The following is a 20,328-nucleotide window of genomic DNA, read 5'->3' on the forward strand; positions in this document are numbered from 1 at the left end:
CAGTTCAGCTTCCTTTTTCATGAAAATTTCAGTCCGATTTCGAAAATACTTCAACCATTATATCATTTTATACACAGATGAAAGATGTAAATGACTAAAAAAGATAAGGGGGCTTTTCATTATGATTCCAGATCATCTGGATTATGGTTTATCGATATTATTTATTGGATTCAACCCCAGCATCACTTCTGGAGAGACAGGTCATCATTATGCTTATAAAGGAAACCGTTTCTGGCGCATTCTTGAACGTTCCGGATTGACCCCTCGTTTATATGATGCACAAGAGGATGGAGAGTTGCTGAAGCTGGGGTACGGATTTACGAATATTGTGGCCCGACCGACAAGAGGTATGGACGATATTACAAAGGAAGAATATGCAGAGGGACGGCAGATTTTAAGGAAAAAGCTGGAGGAATACCGACCAGACATCGCCTGTTTTGTTGGGAAAGGGGTATACACCCAGTACAGTCAGCGTGCCAAAGTGGAATGGGGATTTCAGGACGACCCGGTCGTTAAGGAAATTCATGAATTTGTAGCCCCGTCATCCAGTGGACTCGTGCGTATGTCGATGGATGAGATTGTAGCGATCTATTCACAGCTCAGTGACTTTGTCTCAGAGAATGCAGGGAGGACTGAAAACGAAGCAAAAAAGAAACTCCACATGGCAGCAAGCGCCGCAGCAATAATGAAACTTCAATGGTTGCAGAGTTCGCCCATCCGGTTTACACCGGGTGGCGCGAATTCTTTTTTTTGGATAAAGTGAGAGGTTTCAGGAAGTGTTTCCGTCTATATAGTACAGAACCATGCATGGAAGCTGTAGAGAAGGGGGATTACATGACTCAACAGATACCAGAGGAGGAGCTCATTCAGCGTATTATTGCGGGGGACAAACAGCTATTCGCTGTGCTCGTGGATCGATATAAAAATAAAGTCTTCGGCATTTTGCGTGGAATGGGTGCGAGTCATCAGGATGCACAGGATCTCGCTCAGGATACGTTTCTTCGGATGTACCGCTATCTTCCGACACGAAGGGAAGGAAGCAGTTTCTCGTCCTGGGTATACACCATCGCTGTGAATCGGATGCGGGATTTTATGCGGCAACAGAAACCTGTGATGACCGCTGTTCATACGGGCTTGGAACAAACCAATGGTGAAACACCAGAGAAACATGTACTGCATAAGGAAATGCAGCGTGAAATATATCGCCAGATGGACCAACTGCCAGAGTCGTATCGGCTTGTGCTGCTGCTTAAATATACGAATGAGCTGAGCTACGAAGAGATTGCAGATATCACGGACATGAGCCCCGCACAAGTGCGTAATGCACTTTATCGAGGGAAGAAAACGTTGAAGAAACAAATGGAGCGCAAAGGAGGTTTATCGACGTATGAAGCCTATTCCAAATGATGAGGATCGATTGTGGGAACAGCATTTCTTTCGTGAGGAGCCGGATGCGGACTTTACACTTGAGGTGATGCGAAAACTGGAAGGGGTGTCCATGGAAAGCGCAGAGCACGGGGATCCATTTACGAAAAAGGCTTCCAAGTCCCATTGGATGCGCCGTACGGGGATTGCAGCGGCGGCAGTTGTGATCCTTGTGGGAGGGGCATGGTTTGCTTTTGATCACACAGCAAAATCGACTCAATCCACGGTAAATGCCGTAAATAACCCGCCATTACCTAATATACCTGTTCCAGAGGCGCTGAAATATTCCAGTTTGGCGGATGATTATAAACGTCTTAAACCTCTTGGACTTGTGATTAATCCGAATATTCATATTGATGATCAGGGCTACAAGCTCAAGATTGAAGATGTGCTTGTAGATCGTTCGCAGATTGTAATAAACTTGCAGCAAACAGCACCTGATGGGACAGGAATATCCGTGTTATATCCCGAATTGGGAAAAATTCATGTTACTGATGAAAAGGGGAGAGAGGTTGCAACCATTGCGAGAGATACCAGATTAAGCAGTGCCTCTCTTAACAAATTAATATTTCAGTTGCAGCAAGATATCCCTGATAAAGTGATCGTGCGTGGAGAATTGGGACATATAAGAATAGGAGATTTCTATGATTTTGTGAAAGAGCCATATGAGGATAGAGATGTTACGGTGGATTGGAGTTTTCAGTTCAACATCGATATGACCAAAGCCAAATCACTCGCTGTTGAGAGCCCGATGGAAAACACGTATACGACACCGGAAGGGTTGGAGATCGATCTGACACAGCTTGTACGCACGCCAAATGGAACACGACTTGATATGGCTGTGAAGCTGGATGATCAGCTTCGTACCAAAGTTGATGAGGATTGGGCGAACTATATGAGCATCATTTACCATCTTGAGATCCCTGACACTAATGAATATCGAATTTTCAATGGGTTTAGACCAGATGCTCGTGAAGCGAAGTTTCGGCTTCATGATCAGAGTGGCGTGAAGGACGGAGGGCCGTTGAAGTTGTCGGAGACATGGGATCCAGCATTTGTAACGGTAGATGCTAAAAAAATTCGTTTTGTCCTCGATGGTTACACCCTCCCGGTGAAAGAAGAGAAATCTGTGGAAGTTGATTTGGATAAGAGGCGTACAGACATTGCATTTCATACCTTTGTGAAATTCGAGCAGCTTGGTGATAAAATCCTATTTGATGATTTTGATTATAAGCCTGTGCCGGAATCATCTAACCTTCAGAAGAGTAATGTGAATAAAGAATATTCCCTTGTCCTGAATGGAACAGGGACGTTCCGAAACGCTTTCCATGGTGATCGCTGGATAGCGGTTGATTCACAAGGGACGGAATATCCTGTTGAAGTAGTTGGTTATCCAGACCAGCCCAATAGTAACGGTGAATACGTTGCCGATAAACTGAAATTGATCATCCGTGGTTTTTACAAAGAGAACGGTAGGAAATTCACTTTAAAACGTGAGGTGGTCGATAGAGAGTATCGAGACGTAAATTGGGAAGTAGATCTTCCGTCGTACACAAGCCTGCCTTGGCAGAAATAACAGTTATGAATGCCAAGAACGGAATGGAATAAGCTTGGATGATTAACTAGATAGAGAAGAAAGGCCCCGCATAATAAAATGCTGGGCCTTTTTGATATTCAATAAAGTTAAGTTGTGCTGATGCTAAAGAAGTTGTGCACATTGAGTTACGCCGATTCCCGTGGAATAAGGGACGTGGATAACATGACCGTTTCTTTTGGTGTTCCCGGGCGTTCAATTCTGCGCTGTAACGCTTCGATCGCACGCTGACCGAGTTCCTCTTTGCACAGGTTGACTGTGGTCAGGGGCGGTGACGATGTGGCGGCGGCATGCACATTGTCGATACCGATGACAAGGCAATCCTCAGGTGTGGAGAATCCCATTTCCTGCAACTTATTCATCCACTGCAAGGCGATATCATCATTGACGCCAATCCAGGCATCGGGCCGCTCGTTCGCGGGCATGTTTTTGATTGTGGCAGCCAATTGATCGATCCATTCGCCGTTCTCATAAGGAATATTCCATTCTCTGAACGTGGTCAACCGACTGCTATCCGCGTGGAAATGGTTCAAAGCCAGTTCGATGCCGATCTTCCGCTGCGCAAAGCTGGCAGCTCGGCCATCATCCGTAATCAGACCGATACGGCGGCACTGCATCGACATTAAATATCTAGCCACAGTAATGCCTGCTTCCAGGTTATCATGGCTGATGGTATCACAGTTCAATAGTGGCTCCTGATGATCCACGAGCACAATTGGGCGGCCTGTCTGGGTCAGTCGTTGCAGGACTGCATGGGGGAAAGCGCCCATGGCGATGACTCCTGCACAACGTTCCCAATCCAAGTGAGGAGCGATTGCCCGTTCTGGCGGCGTGTGTTCATCAGCGACTCCCAGAGAGGGAGATACAATGGCATGATGCCATCCTCTCTCATTACAGGCAGAGATCATGCCTGAGAGGACGCGCTGCCAGTAGTGGGGCTCACCCCGGTTGAGCTGATTCATGCAGATGAGAGCAAATGGGGGTTCGGATTGTTCTGTCTGGGTTGCAGTTGGAACAGTGCTGCTTCCTGGGGTGCTTTGGCGATATCCCAAGGCACGGGCTAATTCCAGCACACGGGCGCGAGTCGCTTCGCTGACACCTGTCTTGCCACTGAGTGCACGGGAGACGGCATATTTGGATAATCCAAGCTGGTCGGCCAGCGACTGGATGGATACTTTACGTGACATTTCATTACTCCTTCATATGTAAACAATTTGCATAAATCCAACGAGCCATTTCAATCTACAAGATATGATCCAATTTATTTTTTAATATACCATCCGTTATGAATTGACGATCATCTTCCGGCACAGTACACTTACAAATAATAATGTTATTATAATTTATCATAACGAAAATAACAATGCGACACAAATCATTGAATGAAACGATGCAAACAAATATGGAAACTTTAATTCAAAGGAGACGACATCCATGGAACAGTTCAGATTACCGAAAATCCCCATGCCGCATCTGGAATTACCGCAAGCTGTGCAGAACATTCTTACCGAGGCCGAGGAACGACTGCAACATAGACCCAGATTGCTGGCACAGTTCCGTAACTGTTTTCCCAACACGTTGGAAACGACGACAAAGCTATTGGATGATGGGACAACCTTTGTTATTACAGGGGATATCCCGGCAATGTGGCTGCGTGATTCAGTGGAGCAGGTGATGCACTACGTTCCGCTGGCAAAGGAAGACGAACAGCTGCAGCGGATCATTGGCGGGCTGATCAAACGGCATACATTCTATGCGGACATCGATATCTATGCCAATGCGTTTAACGAAACGGCTAATGGATGGCATTGGGATGCAAATGATGAGACAGAGATGTCGCCTTGGGTGTGGGAACGCAAGTTTGAACTGGATTCACTTTGTTTCTCTATGCGGCTCGCCTATGCGTATTGGCGTGAGACGGAATTGACGGATATATTTGACGAGCGTTTCAAGAGGGTGATGGAGAGCATAGTAAGTCTGTGGAAAACGGAGCAGCGCCATGGTGAGCAGTCCCCATATCGATTCATGCGGCGGAATTGTCCAGCCCATGATACGCTCCGTAACGAAGGATTGGGGATGCCGGTAAACTATACCGGGATGATCTGGTCCGGTTTCCGCCCCAGTGATGATGCATGTGATTTTCATTATAATATCCCGGCAAATATGTTTGCAGCGGTGACTTTGCGTCAAATGGGGGAGATTGCGAGGTGGGTTTTCAGAGATGAGAAGCTTGTCAGCGAGATGGCTCATTTAGAAGAAGAAATACGACACGGTATTTCCTTATATGGTATTTACCGTCACCCCGAGTATGGGCAGATTTATGCCTATGAGACAGATGGTTACGGCAACTTTTGCCTAATGGATGATGCAGGTACCCCGGGACTTATGTCTATTCCCTATTTGGAGTATGCTTCCACCGAGGACATCGTGTACCAGAATACACGGCGCTTTATTTTGAGCAAGGAAAATCCGTTTTATTATGAAGGACAAGCAGCCAAAGGCATCGGCAGCCCCCATACCCCTCCCGGATACGTCTGGCATATGGCGCTGTCCATGCAGGGTTTGACCGCAGACAATGATAAGGAAATGCTGGAGATGATAGATTTGCTGGAAAACACGGATGCAGGCACCGGGTACATGCATGAGGGTTTTCATTCGGATGATCCAAACACGTTTACAAGGCCGTGGTTTGCCTGGTCGAACAGCCTGTTCTCGCAGCTTGTGTACAAGGCAATGAAAAAAGGAATCCTATAAAAGATACATGTAAAAAAAGATTGCTTACTCCCCGTAAAGCGGCCGTTTCGGTTACGAATCGTTCTTTCGATCGCTGTTATCCCCGGATTTTTTGATTCCCTTTTTGTAGGGGAAATCCGGTGATAAAGGCGAGCACTTCGTTTCTTCAGAATCAATTTCGTTCCCTGCACTACTTCGCGTTTTATCAGAAACTTTTTTTGTACCTTGTATAGGAAAAGGAAGTAGATAAAAAACAATAAAGCCCAAACTGCTAAACTTTTGCAGATTGGGCTTTATTTAATTCAAGTACATAGGCGCTTCGCTATGTGGTTTTCAGCAGATCGGCGATGAGCACCTTTTGACCTGTACGTGCGCTTTCCAGGGATGCGAGAACCATGGCCATACTGAACTGGTTGTCACTGCAATCGGTCTCAGGCAGTTGTCCGGATTCCAGCGCTGCGAACATGTCTTCGAGGCAGCCGTGATGTCCGGTTTTCTCCATGACGGGCAGGTATCCCTCAATCCGCTCACACGGTTGGAAAAAGGACGGTTTGCCTTCCGCATCCAGATGTTGCGCCGAGACAACTTCAGCATAAATGTCATCATTGCCATCCCAGATGGCGGTTCCTTTTTCTCCGGTTACGCGCCAGGATGCTTCCCATGAAGTAGGCACACCTTCTGCGCACCAGGACCCGCGATAGTTAAACACGGAGCCATCGGACATTTCGAAGATACATAGTGCCATCGCATTGCCTTGATACCATGACCCCGGAGGATTGAATTCGTGGCAGTACACCGAGACCGGGTTGGCACCGAGAATATAACGTGCCTGGTCGAAGGTGTGAATCGCCATATCCAGCAGCAATGGACTATCCATCAGGTCACGGAATCCTCCAAAATGTGGACCCAGGAAGAAATCTGCCCCTGCAAAACCGACTTGGCCAATCGTTCCGTCGGAAATCAACTGCCGATAGGCGCGAATACGTGGATCGAAACGGCGATTTTGCATCACAGCCTGAATATTGCCCGTACGGCGTGCAGTCTGAACAATATCTTCACAGTCAGAGAAGGATTCCGCCAGAGGTTTTTCGCCAAATACATGGCATCCTTGTTGTAACGCTGTCATGGCAATGCCGTGATGGCTCGCTGGAATGGTGACATCAAATACGATATTGGCATCAGTTGCTCGAATGGCCTCACTGATATCCGTAAACGTGGGACAGGAGAGACCGTGTCGTGCAGCGAGTGCAACGGCAGTCTGTTCATACAGATCGACAAGCCCCACAATTTCCGTGTCCGGTCTTTGCATGGCGTAATCAACCCAGGTGTTGGACATGGCCCCACAGCCTGCCACAACTACCCGATAAGGATGACTCATCCTATCATCTCCTTATGCTTTTCATTTTTTATGCTCTTGCAATGGATATCATGCAACTCCATGTTAATCCCGTTTCTATACCGGATTGGGAACAAAATCTCCACCACGACATTGTTTCAAATATTTTAACGCGTGCACCTGTCCGGTCATTTCGAGTTCATCTTTGTAGACAGGATCATGCCAACCTTCAATATCAATCGTTCCCTGATACCCATTTTGGCGCAGAATCGTAATGATGTCGGACCAGTTGGTATCCCCGAAGCCGGGCGTACGGTGCCAGACGAATTCTCGTGGGCCGTGCACGCCATATTCTTTGACAATGTCCCAGGCAATGGTGGCATCTTTGCCGTGCACATGGAACACTTTAGGCGCCCACTTGCGCAGCTGCGGAATCGGGTCGATCAGGCTGGACATTTGATGGCATGGCTCCCATTCCAATCCGATGTTTTCGTCAGGAACTGCATCGAACATCATCTCCCAGGCCGTTGGATTATGCGCAATGTTCCAATCACCCGTCTGCCATGTACCGCCCATATTACAGTTTTCAAAAGCAATACGTACACCCCGGTCTGCAGCCCGGCGTGCCAGTTCTCCAAACACTTCCTTGAACCGTGGAATCGATTGGTCAATCGGTTGATCGGTCAGTCGTCCGGTGAACCCGGAGACGATATCCGCTCCGAAGAGCTGGGCATGGTCAATCACCCGTTCCCAACTGGCCAGTGTATCGGCATTATCTCCGGCTCCGGTGAGCGGATTGCCAAACACACTTACTGCAGAGATGACAATTCCCTGTTCGTCCACGATTTCACGGACACGTTTGGCTGTCTCGGCGAGGTCCAGATCACCAGTCGTTTGCCAGAAGGTCAGATTGAATGATTCGAAGCCATGTTTCATAATCTGTGGAATGACGCGGACTGCGTCATGTCCACCTACAAGTGTGCCTATACGTAACGGATTATTCATGGTTGTATTTCACTCCAATATTGGCTTATAGTACTTCGTGACACACTCATTATAGCCGGGCATCTGCCGGATGGCTCTATACAATCTTGTGCAATATTAGTCTGATCTTGTGGGGAGAGGAGGAGACAGCGTGCTGGACCTGAAAGCGCTTCACGAAAATACCCGCATTGACCATAAATCGCATCCATTTCAGCTGTTCCAGAATCGTTGCTGGGGGATGAAAACGGAAGAATGCATTCTGTACTTGCACTGGCATGAACACTTTGAACTGATTTTTATGCGGAAGGGAAGTGCACTGTTTCATATCGACAGCAGGCCTTACGTAGCTCAAGCAGGTGAGGTTATTATCATTCCTGGAGGGGCGCTGCATGTTGGGTATGCTCTGGAGGAAGGGGATATCCATTTTGATTCGGTTGTGCTCAACAGTGCATTATTTCATGATTTTACCCATGATCCCGTTCACTTGAAATATGTTGCTCCCTATCTGGAGGGGAAGGTAAGATTCCCGGTAAAACCGGCGGAGCACGACATAGCTTGCCAAGGCTATTACTCCCTGTTGGATGAAGCCATCGAGGAGATGGCCTCACAGCCGCTTGCCTACCAACTGGTTGTGAAATCCAAGCTGCATGCCTTGTTCACACTGCTTGCCCGTACATTTATGCCACACCAGCTTCCTGATAAAACAAAGGGATCGTATTTTCCCAATCGGGAACGTTTCAAACATTTGATTGAGCAGATTGAAGCGGAGCCAACAGGGAAAATATCCGTTACCGAGGCAGCCGGTCAGGTGGGTCTGAACACGTATCATTTTTGCAAAATGTTCAAAAAACTGACTGGACGCACCTTTGTAGAATATGTGAATGGGTGCCGAATGACGAAAGCCGAACAGTTGCTGCAGGAGAGCAGCCTTACCATTACCGAGATCGCTGCTCAGGTTGGCTGTGATAATGCTAACTATTTTACGAAGCTGTATAAACAATACAAAGGGATGACACCCTCGCAGGGGCGTTTAAAATAGGAAGGCCTTGCGTCAACAGGGTACAAACAAAAATCCGGATCACCGCCAGAGATGTGCGAGTAATCCGGATTATTTTATGAATATCAGATATCAGAACAAACATTTGATCTGTTTTATAAACATTGCTTATTTCATGAATTTCGAGAATAATCGGTTGGCCTTCTTGGAGAGGTCGTCCAATTTGATATTGGCCTGATCCAGTTGATTGTATCCCCATTTGATCGTTTGCAGCATGCGTGGGGAGATGGGCGTACCTTTGATCCGTGGATAAATATTGTGATAGGCCCAGACGAGATGCTCCCAGCGATTATCGTTGCCGTCCTGAATATACTCCGAGACGTCGATGACTTTTCCGCGTCCATTCTGGAGAATTACATTTTTTAGGTGAATGTCCCGTGGATTCAGGCCACGGCTGCGTACTGCCTCACGAGCTTCGTCCACATCGAGCATGACCTGCTCGGGGACCGGGATTCCTTTTTCCAGACATTCGAGCAAGGTATCTCCCGCTTCAAAACTAATCACAAGAACATTCCGGCCGCTGCCGTAATAGGTAGGGAAGTAGGGCAGGCCTTTGAGCTGCTCATATACCTGTTTTTCATTTTCAAGTTTGTCCAGGGCATGATCTGAGTACATCTTGAAGGCATACTGTGGCAAGCCGTCATACGTAAATACCGCCGCATCCGTTCCTGTACCAATACAATTCAGTCCTTCTACATGGCCAATGATGTTCACGAGCTCATTCCGGTCGCTTCCGATGACTTGGATTTGTTGTAATGCCTCTTCCGCCTGGAACCAATCCGGTCGATTCATGGGTGGTGCCTCCTTTTAGGATATGCCTGTACAATTCATCTGTCTAACTGCAAAATCCTGTACTCTTTTAGTATAGTATGTGTTCTGCGTTGTAATTTCATCTTTTGGTGATGTTACTATATAAACGTTACGCATTGAATCGGAAACGGTTGCGGATAGAAGAAAATTACGGAAGGGTGCTTGCGGCGTTTTTGCCCTTTCCTATATACTGTGAGCATTAAGGGATCTCATGCAGATCCGGCATACAGAAAGGCAGAATATCTTATGGCACAATACCCGCAGTGGTCTTATTCGCAGTCGCGGGCGAGTATGTTCGATGAGTGCCTGCGCAAATATTATTATCATTATTATGGAGCCCATAACGGCTGGAAGGCAGAGTCGGCTGATGAGATGCAGGTACGTCTGTATCGATTGAAGCAGCTCAGTAATCTATACCTCGTATTCGGTGACCTCGCACATCGGATGTGTGAATCGGCGGTACGTAGCAGGGAAGAAGGCAAGGATAAACCTCGTGAGCACTTCCTGGAACTGACGATGCGCAAGCTGCTGAATCAGGCGTATGTGGAATCCATGGATCAGGATCAGTGGCGGCTCGACCCCAAGAACCGGGTGATGTTGTCCGAGATGTATTACGGGGATGACACGTTGAATGACCGGATTGCCACGATCAAAGAACGAGCCTCGGCCTGTGTCGGCAATCTGTATCAGACGCTCACGTGGGAGGACTTGTCCCGTGCGAGTACGGATATTTTGGAGATTGAGAAATGGGATACGATGATGCTGCACGATACGCGTGTGTATGTGAAGATGGACTTGTTATATCGTCGCAGCAACGGCAACATCGTCATTGTGGACTGGAAAACGGGCAAGGAGGATGACTTCTCGGATCAGTTGATGCTGTACGCATCCTATGTGAGGGAGCATTACCGGGTTCCACTGGAGCAGATTGAGCTGCGGGTGGAGTACCTGTTAACCGGGACACACCGAGAGTTTACGGCAACGGAAGAGGATATCCTGAAGGTGGAGGAGAACGTGGGGCGGTATATAGCGGAGATGCGCTCCTGTGTGGATGATGAGTATTACAACCGTCCCAAGGACGTCTCGTATTTCACGCCAATGCCTTCACGCCGCGCTTGCCGGGACTGTAATTTCCGTGAGGTGTGCAGCGAACGTGTAGTATAGAGCGCCACCCGAAGCATCTTCAGATCTCATTCCTATTTCATGTAAAAATAAAACAAGAAGCGCCAGCCTGGACAGGATCTGCCCGGACTGGCGCTTCTATTACGTTCCACAGGCCGGCGACAAGGCGCCAGGTGGAACGGTCATATCAAGATTACTGGACCGCGGCGGTATTCTCCAGCGCCTGTCCTGCGGGAACATAGGCATGCCCGAGATCCCGGGCAACCGCCTCATACGTGATATGTCCATTCAGCACGTTTATCGCGCTGCGAATGGACGAACTGCCGCGAATCGCGGCGGCTGCACCGTGGTTCGCCAGCTGCAGCGCATAAGGCATGGTGGCGTTGGTCAGCGCCACCGTAGACGTGCGCGGCACCGCGCCTGGCATGTTCGCTACCGCGTAATGCACAACACCATGCTTCACATAGGTCGGTTCATCGTGAGTCGTGATATGATCAATGGTCTCCACAATTCCGCCCTGATCAATTGCCACATCGACGATGACCGAACCAGGTGCCATGGTGGTAACCATTTGCTCGCTGACAAGAGTTGGCGCTTTGGCGCCTGGAATCAGCACCGCACAGATCAGCAGGTCGGCAGCCGCAACAGCCGACGCAATATTGGATGGACTCGATACCAGCGTATGAATCTGATTGCCAAAAATATCATCCAGCTGGCGCAGACGATTCAGATTCAAATCGAGGATGGTCACATCCGCACCCAGACCAATCGCGATTTTGGCGGCATTCGTGCCCACCGTCCCGCCACCAATAACGACGACCTTGCCACGGCTTACGCCGGGTACGCCGGATAACAGAATGCCTTTGCCACCTTCCGTTTTCTCCAGCAGCTGCGCTCCAATCTGAGCCGACATCCGTCCGGCAACTTCACTCATCGGTGTGAGCAGAGGCAGCGTACCGTTAACTTCCAGTGTCTCGTACGCAATGGCGGTTACCCGGCTTTCAATCAGTGCCTTTGCCAGTGCAGGTTCCGCTGCGAGGTGCAGGTAGGTGAAGAGAATCAAGCCAGGACGGAAATAGGCGTATTCGCTGGCAAGGGGTTCTTTGACCTTGATGATCATATCTGCCTCAGCCCACACAGTTGAAGCTGTATCCCGAAGCTCCGCTCCAGCCGATTGATATTCGTTGTCTGTGAATCCACTGCCCAATCCTGCGCCACGTTCGATCATGACCTGATGTCCGGCTCTGACAAAATCAGCAGCTCCAGCTGGGGTCATTGCTACACGGTTTTCATTGTTTTTGATTTCTTTCGGAATTCCGATTCTCATCGCCATCACCTCGTCCATTTAATGGTTGTTAGCTTATACTACAAGTTTATGACCTGGATCATCGTTTTGCACCTTACCTCATGTCTATGTTTTGAAGAATTGATTCAACATAATGTCGAGAAAAGACTATTCAGGACATTTACCCATCGCTTATAATGTAAGAAAAAATGACACTATGAGGGATCGATATTGAGAAATGACCGCGTGTTTACGATAAAGGATATTCTGGCTCGCCCCGTCTTTGCCAAAGCCCGGCTTGCTGCGGGGGAAGAAGGAACATTACGTCAGGTTGGATGGGTTCATGTGTTGGAGATTACCAATGTTTCTCCATTTGTAAGTCCCCATGATCTTATTTTATCCACTGGACTATGGCTTCAATCGGAAGAAGGGCGCGAAGAATATCTGCTCCAGTTAATCCGGAGCGAAGCGGCGGGGCTCTGCGTGGAATTTGGTACGAGCATTCATGGCATTCCCGAAGAATTGATTGAACTGGCTGACAGGCATCAATTCCCACTTATCGTGTTTGAGCAACCGGTCCGTTTTGTTGAGATCACGCAAGATATTCACGCTTTGCTTATTAATCATCAACACCAACTGCTGAAGAGTCTGGAAACCTATTCCCGTCAGCTTCAGCAGCGAACATTACAGAGTACAGACATGTCGGCTGTACTTCATCTTCTGCATGAATACGCGGCCAAACCGGTTGTGTATATCTCGTCCATGGAACCGGGCAGTTTTGTGCCGGAGCCACCTTCGGAGACACAGCAAGCGATCTACACATGGTACGAACAGGAGGTTGAGCATCTGGATCTCAATGATTCAGACACCGAATTATGGTTCCATCTGGATGAGGAACAGGTGTTACTGTGTCACCCGGTCGTATGTTTTGGTCAGGTTTTTTCCGCGGTAGGCATGGTTGTACATCCTTCAGCACCCGTCGAGTATCTTAAGCTATTGCTCGATTATACAGCGAAGGCTGCGGCGGCACTGACTCTGCGGTCGCAGTTTCTGGAGGAGAAGATGGTACGCAACCAGAATGAACTGATCCAGGATCTGATGAACGGTAACATTCTTCATGAAGAGCAGGCGCAGACCCGAATGGGGCTCCGTCTGCTGGTAAAGGGACAGTACTGGTTTGCCGGCGGGGTTATTGAGATGGAGCACCGTCTGAAAGGCATCGGCCGTGAGCGAATGGAAACCAACCATCAGGATATTCTGGTTCTGCTGCGTTCATTACTCAAAAAGAACAATCTGGCCAGCCTCATCATGCTGAAAAATAATCAGGTATATGTATGCTGTGCCAAGGAAGAGAGCAAGACATCCACACGAAATCAACTGGTAAAGTCACTTGAAGGCATTATTGTTGATGTGAAGAGATTTGCGAGTCGCAACCTGAAGCAGGTTACGATCCATGCCGGATTTGGCAAGGTGCGTAACCGTTTAACAGGATTGCCAGACAGTCTGCGGGAAGCGTATCAGGTCATCGAAGTTTCACGATCCGTAGATCGGCTAGAACATATTCATTTTTACGAACGTATGGGTATATATCAAATGTTAAAAGCATTGCCCCAATCGTTTCTGCAGCCTTTTGTGAATGACCATCTGGGTGTTCTGATTGAATATGATCGGACACATCATCTAAGGCTGGTGGAGACCTTGGATGCCTTTCTGCAAAACTTCGGTTCCAAGCGGGATGCAGCTGCTCAATTGTTCATACATCGGCAAACTCTGTACAATAGATTGGAGAAGTTAGAAGAATTAATGGGACCTGATTTTATGGATCAGGAAAGAAGAATCTGCCTGGAGATGGCGCTGCTTGCTCATGCCATGATCGAGGAGGAACAGGATTTTTCGTCTTGATGGATCAGGCTGGAAGACAGTCTAGACTGTGCACTATTGAAAAACATGCACAGTCTAGCAATTTTTACTGATGCGACGAGTTTGTCGTAATGCTCTCGGTAATACAGGGTTGCCAGAATCCGGACGGCGGCCGCGAAACAGTCTCGGTTGGCCAGAGGAAGGTGCAAGGGATAATGAGGTGGGAGCAGCCAAGCGATATGGTGAAGAGCTGCGCTCCGGAAGAGTTCCCGTCTCCATTTTTTTGGATGTAACATTGGTTTGACGCAACCATTCATCAAGTCGTTCACGGTTGATTCCTAGTTGTCCGCTCAGATTACAGATATCGAGGTTTTTTTTCACACAAATCCGCCTTTCCTGGAATATCGGGCTGTATAGGTTCTGAAAGGGAAGCATGAAGTTTGAAAATAGTAGCTGCTTATGGACTTCAGCGTTCTGAATCACATTAAATGCCCACTTGATTGGTGTGCTCGATTAGCGGAATGGCGAATATGTTGAACATCCTCATGAAAGATGTATGTACCCAGTGTTAAACGTTTGCATACAGCTGTTTTGTGTATTTTACTATAATTTGGCTTTTATCTAGATTTTATCACTTCACATGTAACTGTGCGTCTCAATATAGTCTCAACTTGTGAGAAAATACGGTTAAGGGAAAGTACCAGTATCTAGTACGGAGGACACAGATGGAAAACAGTAGTGAGATTCAATACGACAGCCATTATGGTCATGGAAAACGTTTTGTGGGTCGAGCCAAGGAACTGATGCTGTTGGACCGATGGCTCAGTAATCCGGAAGCACCTTTAACCATTTTTTCAGTTACGGGCATGGGGGGGATCGGTAAATCATCCTTGCTGTCCGAGATGTTGTCCATTGCTCGAAACCAGGGGGCAACTGCCATATGGATGGATGGCAGATCCTGCGGCTCTACACCGTCAGTTTTTTTGGAGTATCTCTCCTCTACATTGGGACTTGAGACAATGGGGAGTGATGGTAACAAGCGGCCATTAAGCCTGCTGAGTGAAACTTCAGTTCAGAGGCGGCTGGTCCTTGCTGTGGATAATTATGAGGAGCTGGCTCTTCTGGAGAGTTGGTTTATGGAAGTCTTCGTATCCAAGCTCCCGTTATATGGAGTACTTATTATTCTGGCCTCACGACCGGAGCCGGCTTCAGCATGGCGGACACATCCAAGGTTGCGGCAGCGCCTCGTGCAGATGCCTCTTCAACATTTTACGGGTGAAGAAGTGTCCGAATACATTGCGGTGGCAGGATCATTGAACAGGAGCATAGCGGGGACGATTGCACGTATGACGGATGGACATCCGCTCGGGCTGGCGCTTGCTGTGGAGGCAGCGGATCAGCGCAGGAATATACCTCTTTCCGATTGGGCCGAATTGTCACAAATGATTAGTGCTAGGCTGCTGCTTGAATTGACGCTACCCCGCCTGCACCCCATGGTAGAGGTATTAACGCTGCTGGAAACGGCGAATCAGGAATTGTTGGCATCCGTGCTGCAAACAGAGGTGACGCTTGAGGAATACAACGTCCTGAGGCGTATGTCATTTATCCGTTCCGGTCCTAATGGTTTGGCGCTGCATGATATGGCCAGACTGCATTTGCTTCGGGATTTCCGCCAACGTGAACCACAGCGTCTGCAAGCCATGCGTGTGCGAATAGCGGGGCTGTTGAAGCCGCTCCATGAACAAGCGGATCCACATGAGAGACGCCAGATTACCAGGAAAATGCTCCTTTTGTGTCAGGAATCCATGCTACAGCATCGGAAGTATGCTGATGTATCGGCAGATTCACTATTTTCTCCGATGGAAGTGATGCGAGCGGAAGATTTGCCGGCGTTGCACAAATTGCTCCAACAGTGGTGTGAATATAGTGTGGAGCCCTGGCAGGCGCCGTCTTATCCTGCTTTTTTAGACGAACTTGCACAGCGTTATCCTGAGGGAATTGTACTGATGCGTGACAAGGAGGGCGATCCGATCGCGATGTTCATTACGGTGCTCGTGCACCGGGAGAGCAGCGGGATGTTGTGCAACTATTTTCCGGCCGAAATGCAGGAATGTTTCACACCAGAAGAGCTGGATTGTGATCCGGACCAGACGGATACTCACTTTGCGGTACTCGCTGCAGCAAGGGATGATGTGCCAGGTTACAAACGTGAAGAACTTGTGGGTTATATGTCGCTGGATCGGCTGTCACTACTGGGAGAAGGGGCCAGGGTCATATTGGTCGCAACCAATCCGTATCTGAAGCTGTTTTTGCAGAACATTGGTTTTCGGAGTAAAAGAGCACGTACTCGTTTATGTGACCTGTATGAAGATCAGGCATCTGTGTTGGATCTGGATTTACGTAGCGGGCAATTCGGTGACTGGGTGATGTCCCTTTTGGGTCCGGATACAAAGAGCAGCGGGTTACAACAGGGGACATCTGGCGTGAGTCAGGTTCCCTGGTCCGAACAGGATGTACGCAAAATGCTGACTCATCTGCACTCTCCCGGAGAATTGCATGGGTACGCAGCGCGAGTGAATGGCTTGACGGATGGAATTCAATTACAGACTCATATCCTGGATTTGCTGGAGGGCCGGGTTCATGGTATCTCCCAGCAGGATCAGATGCTGTTATACACGGCCTATTGGACACATGCTGGCAATCCAACTGCCGCAGCGCAAGCATGCTCGATGAGTCGTGCCACATTCTATCGGCATTTGCGAGCGGCTTTGGTCAGACTGGCAAGAGTGCTATAGGTGATAGAAAGCATAATATAATTTCATTGGAAATTAGCATTATCGGAAATTAATATCATTGGAATAAACCAAAAAACACACAGTAACCGGCCTTTAGAGCTGGTCCTGCGTGTTTTTTTGATGGAATCATATAAAATCCAGGGTTACATAAGTAAGGTCGATAGGTTAGTGAAATTGAAGCATTAACGATTCGTTTCCACTAACCAGTCGGCCGGTTCTTCTATCTGGATGATGGTGGCAATGGGGTTCCGTCAGTACCGTTATAACGACAAGAAGAGGCTGGTCATAGACCGAGCCTCTTCATGCGGTTATAGAGCGTTGCTCTGGAGATGCCGAGCTGCCGGGCGAGCGTTCTTTTGTTGCCTCCGGCGGCTTTCAGATATTGCAGCAGCAGTTCCGACTCATAGGTGTCCAACTGCTCCTGATAAGATAGGGTGGAAGTATCTTGCGACTCGTCTTGTTCTCCTTCATGTATTGAAACAGCTGGGTCCGAGCTGCCAGGTAAACGTGACGAGCCTGATTCCAGGCCAGGCTGTGGATGAAGCTGCACTGTCTCGTTCAATATGGATTGTGCCTGATCAATGGATGAAATGAAGGTGTCAGGGAGATATTCAGGCTTGACCTCGCCATCCGTGGTGAGAATGGTGATCCGTTCAATCACATTTCTTAATTCCCGTACGTTACCCGGCCAGTCATACTGGAATAACAGCTTGAACACCTCGGGAGGGACCAGTTCAATATGACGATTATAGAGCAAGGAAAACTCTTGCAGGAAGGTCTGTGTCAACTCGTAAATATCTTCCTTGCGCTTACGCAGGGGAGGGATGACGAGGTTAATGACATTCAATCGATAGTAGAGATCTTCCCGGAACTGATTGCGGGCAATCATGCCCAGCAGATTCTGATTGGTTGCGGCGATAATCCGACAGCTTGCCTGTTTCATACGTGTTCCGCCAACAGGGAAGTAACTTTTCTCCTGTAATACACGCAATAGCTTCACCTGAAGCTCCAGCGGCATTTCACCTATTTCATCCAAAAAGAGCGTACCGCCTTCGGCCAGTTCAATTTTCCCTTTTTTTCCTTTGGGATCAGCCCCTGAAAATGCACCCTTCTCGTAGCCAAATAACTCACTTTCAAATAATGAACCAGGAATAGCTCCGCAGTTAATGGCAATAAACGGAGCTGTTTGCGGTTCACGCAGGTCGTGAATGGCTTTGGCGAATAGCTCCTTGCCCGTTCCACTCTCTCCTAGAATGAGCACGGTAGCTGAGGTAGTACTGATCTTGCGAATAGTCTCCAGACAATGGTTGATTACCGGACTGCTACCCTTGATTCTGGCAAACGGATCGGAATCCGGGCGTAGACGGGCAACGGCTTTCTCCAGATGCTGGACTTTGGATGTCATATGTAATAACTCTTGATGCAGACGAATTTCGGTTGTTATATCCACTTCGGCGGCAACCGCGCCTACAATACGTCCATCGAGTTGCACTGGACGTGCATTAATCAGGGCGAATAGATCGGGCCTTGGCTGGTGCTGCTTTCGATACACAGTTTCCCCTGTATATAACGTTTTGAGCGATTGAAGGCGATCCGGGGGAAAGAAATCCGCTGCCGGTTTGCCGATGATATCTTTTTTGTTGATGGAAAAAACGTGCTCTGCACCCGATGTCCAGTAGGTCACCTTTGCTTCTTCATTAATCAATGTCAGAGCTGAGCCTGCTGTCTCCAGTGTTGTCTCGAAATAAGCCTCCAAAAGCCGATGGGCATGCATCATTTCTTGCAGAATATCGGATACAGCGATATAGCCCAATAGAGGTCCATCATCCTGCACTAACAGGTAAGGACTGGTATTGAAAAGGGGGATGGCGTCTGCCAGTCCAGTGGTTGAAGGGATGGCGGGCATGGAGAGGCCCGAATCCAGGATATTCATATCTGTACGTAATAAGGTCATTAATTCTGGAAGTAAATGTTTCATCGATATCACCTCAGTTAGGGCATAACTTTCGGAAAGTACACCTGTTGCACGAGCTACTTACAAGTGGCCCCCAAATGAAATGATTGGGGGGATGATGGTTACCCATATTATAGCTTTCCAAATGTAGTGTGTATATATTTTTTGACATGAAGCATACATGTTATCGGCGCAGAAGAGAGGGATATTGATTTTTTATTTTTGTTATGCGCTTACAATTTTATTGTTTAGGAATAATTGTTAATTGATATGAACGAATCAGCATTTCAAGTGAGGTGCGAGTTATTAAAACTGACATTTAAATGGTGAACTGCACTATTATCTCTCACCCTGATACCGGGCTGTTTAAGTGATTATTCATATAGAACATGAATTGTCCACACCATTAAGAAACTTCTGAATAATGCTATACGAAGGCTCAATCCGCATGAAGAAGAATAAAAAGGAGGATGATGAAATGGCCATTCTATCAACCGGACCCATTGAAAACAATATTTCAGGTGTAACCGGTACCCGCCCCACTCAATTCGTCACCGTCAAAATCGATAATCGGGATTCAATAGATGTATATAATGTTCTTCTTTTGGGGTACTATCTCGATGGAGTCAGAACGTTATATGTAGAAGAACTGTTTAATGTGTTGCCCAATCAGGTCATAACCAAAGACTATAGTGCAAATTTTGATGCGTTCGAGTTTATATTTTCCACAGCAGACATCGCTGCCCCGGAAGCACAAATTTCCGTATGGGGCAAAGACGCCGAAGGAGAGTTAGTCACGGCTCACCGATTGGTATCTCAGGAGTTGCTGGGTGAAACCCTGAGCATAACAGGTGTAACCGGAGCGACAGGAGCCACAGGTGCCACAGGTGTAGGGGCAGGCTCAACCGGAGCAACGGGAGCCACCGGAGTGACGGGAGCAACAGGCAACACTGGAGTGACAGGAGCAACAGGCAGCACTGGAGTGACGGGAGCAACAGGCAACACTGGAGTGACAGGAGCAACAGGCAACACTGGAGTGACAGGAGCAACAGGCAACACTGGAGTGACGGGAGCAACAGGAAGCACTGGAGTGACAGGACCAACAGGAAGCACTGGAGTGACGGGATCAACGGGCGAAACTGGAGTGACAGGATCAACAGGCAGCACCGGAGTGACGGGATCAACGGGGGGCACTGGAGTGACAGGAGCAACAGGCGGCACTGGAGTAACAGGAGCGACAGGCGCCACCGGGGTTACGGGATCAACGGGCGACACTGGAGTGACAGGAGCAACAGGAGCCACTGGAGTAACGGGAGCAACAGGCGCCACCGGGGTTACGGGATCAACGGGCGACACTGGAGTGACAGGAGCAA

14 protein-coding genes and 2 pseudogenes are annotated in these 20,328 nt (G+C 48.3%); 9 read left to right on the forward strand and 7 right to left on the reverse strand.

Going from position 1 to position 20,328, the window contains the following annotated elements; translation table 11 throughout:
- Window positions 1–121 precede the first annotated feature (121 nt).
- From AC4PM4_RS07490 to AC4PM4_RS07500, 3 genes and pseudogenes are all read left to right on the forward strand, one after another.
- Window positions 122–622: pseudogene (locus AC4PM4_RS07490) on the forward strand (mismatch-specific DNA-glycosylase); the annotation flags it as partial.
- A gap of 212 nt (window positions 623–834) precedes the next feature.
- Window positions 835–1,407 carry an RNA polymerase sigma factor gene (locus AC4PM4_RS07495; protein ID WP_491613243.1) on the forward strand — a complete coding sequence of 191 codons (573 nt, stop codon included), beginning with the start codon at window positions 835–837 and terminating at the stop codon, window positions 1,405–1,407.
- Window positions 1,388–3,001 (forward strand): DUF4179 domain-containing protein, encoded by a 1,614-nt coding sequence (locus tag AC4PM4_RS07500; RefSeq protein ID WP_491613244.1) that lies wholly within the window; start codon window positions 1,388–1,390, stop codon window positions 2,999–3,001. Before AC4PM4_RS07495 ends, AC4PM4_RS07500 begins: the two co-directional genes overlap by 20 nt.
- 146 nt (window positions 3,002–3,147) lie before the next feature.
- On the opposite strand, the gene AC4PM4_RS07505 is transcribed toward AC4PM4_RS07500, so the two are convergent.
- Window positions 3,148–4,206, reverse strand: a complete 1,059-nt coding sequence (locus AC4PM4_RS07505) for a LacI family DNA-binding transcriptional regulator (protein WP_452561909.1) — start codon at window positions 4,204–4,206, stop codon at window positions 3,148–3,150.
- Window positions 4,207–4,453: 247 nt separating this feature from the next.
- Here AC4PM4_RS07505 and AC4PM4_RS07510 point away from each other — a divergent pair, with 247 nt between their 5' ends.
- The gene (locus tag AC4PM4_RS07510) at window positions 4,454–5,773 is read left to right on the forward strand and encodes a glycoside hydrolase family 125 protein (protein WP_491613245.1); all 1,320 of its coding nucleotides are present in this window, start codon (window positions 4,454–4,456) and stop codon (window positions 5,771–5,773) included.
- A gap of 301 nt (window positions 5,774–6,074) precedes the next feature.
- Here the strand turns inward: AC4PM4_RS07510 and AC4PM4_RS07515 are convergent, their stop codons facing one another.
- Together AC4PM4_RS07515 and AC4PM4_RS07520 are read right to left on the reverse strand one after the other, a co-directional pair.
- Window positions 6,075–7,130, reverse strand: coding sequence for a Gfo/Idh/MocA family protein (locus AC4PM4_RS07515; protein ID WP_063567670.1), 1,056 nt, complete (start codon window positions 7,128–7,130; stop codon window positions 6,075–6,077).
- 75 nt (window positions 7,131–7,205) lie between these two features.
- Window positions 7,206–8,093 carry a sugar phosphate isomerase/epimerase family protein gene (locus tag AC4PM4_RS07520; RefSeq protein ID WP_491613247.1) on the reverse strand — a complete coding sequence of 296 codons (888 nt, stop codon included), beginning with the start codon at window positions 8,091–8,093 and terminating at the stop codon, window positions 7,206–7,208.
- A 130-nt stretch (window positions 8,094–8,223) separates the two neighbouring features.
- Between AC4PM4_RS07520 and AC4PM4_RS07525 the strand changes: the two genes are divergently transcribed.
- Window positions 8,224–9,111, forward strand: a complete 888-nt coding sequence (locus AC4PM4_RS07525; protein ID WP_063567668.1) for a helix-turn-helix transcriptional regulator — start codon at window positions 8,224–8,226, stop codon at window positions 9,109–9,111.
- A 126-nt stretch (window positions 9,112–9,237) separates the two neighbouring features.
- On the opposite strand, the gene AC4PM4_RS07530 is transcribed toward AC4PM4_RS07525, so the two are convergent.
- Window positions 9,238–9,921, reverse strand: coding sequence for a hypothetical protein (locus AC4PM4_RS07530; RefSeq protein WP_063567667.1), 684 nt, complete (start codon window positions 9,919–9,921; stop codon window positions 9,238–9,240).
- 264 nt (window positions 9,922–10,185) lie between these two features.
- Between AC4PM4_RS07530 and AC4PM4_RS07535 the strand changes: the two genes are divergently transcribed.
- Complete coding sequence (locus AC4PM4_RS07535) at window positions 10,186–11,103, forward strand: PD-(D/E)XK nuclease family protein (protein WP_063567666.1); 918 nt, start codon at window positions 10,186–10,188, stop codon at window positions 11,101–11,103.
- A gap of 151 nt (window positions 11,104–11,254) precedes the next feature.
- Here AC4PM4_RS07535 and ald read toward each other — a convergent pair whose 3' ends face one another.
- Window positions 11,255–12,388: an alanine dehydrogenase gene (ald, locus tag AC4PM4_RS07540; RefSeq protein WP_063567665.1), complete on the reverse strand. Its 1,134-nt coding sequence runs from the start codon at window positions 12,386–12,388 to the stop codon at window positions 11,255–11,257.
- 189 nt (window positions 12,389–12,577) lie between these two features.
- Between ald and AC4PM4_RS07545 the strand changes: the two genes are divergently transcribed.
- Window positions 12,578–14,248, forward strand: coding sequence for a PucR family transcriptional regulator (locus AC4PM4_RS07545; RefSeq protein ID WP_491613248.1), 1,671 nt, complete (start codon window positions 12,578–12,580; stop codon window positions 14,246–14,248).
- 54 nt (window positions 14,249–14,302) lie between these two features.
- Here AC4PM4_RS07545 and AC4PM4_RS07550 read toward each other — a convergent pair whose 3' ends face one another.
- On the reverse strand, window positions 14,303–14,587 hold the full coding sequence (locus tag AC4PM4_RS07550; RefSeq protein WP_491613249.1) for a hypothetical protein: 285 nt from the start codon (window positions 14,585–14,587) through the stop codon (window positions 14,303–14,305).
- 344 nt (window positions 14,588–14,931) lie between these two features.
- Between AC4PM4_RS07550 and AC4PM4_RS07555 the strand changes: the two genes are divergently transcribed.
- Window positions 14,932–17,001, forward strand: a complete 2,070-nt coding sequence (locus AC4PM4_RS07555) for an nSTAND1 domain-containing NTPase (RefSeq protein ID WP_491613250.1) — start codon at window positions 14,932–14,934, stop codon at window positions 16,999–17,001.
- A 283-nt stretch (window positions 17,002–17,284) separates the two neighbouring features.
- Here the strand turns inward: AC4PM4_RS07555 and AC4PM4_RS07560 are convergent, their stop codons facing one another.
- The gene (locus tag AC4PM4_RS07560) at window positions 17,285–18,979 is read right to left on the reverse strand and encodes a sigma-54 interaction domain-containing protein (protein WP_488731152.1); all 1,695 of its coding nucleotides are present in this window, start codon (window positions 18,977–18,979) and stop codon (window positions 17,285–17,287) included.
- 454 nt (window positions 18,980–19,433) lie between these two features.
- Here AC4PM4_RS07560 and AC4PM4_RS07565 point away from each other — a divergent pair.
- Window positions 19,434–20,328: pseudogene (locus AC4PM4_RS07565) on the forward strand (YVTN family beta-propeller repeat-containing protein); the annotation flags it as partial.

The sequence above is a fragment of the Paenibacillus sp. MDV22-iso6 genome, assembly GCF_058408365.1.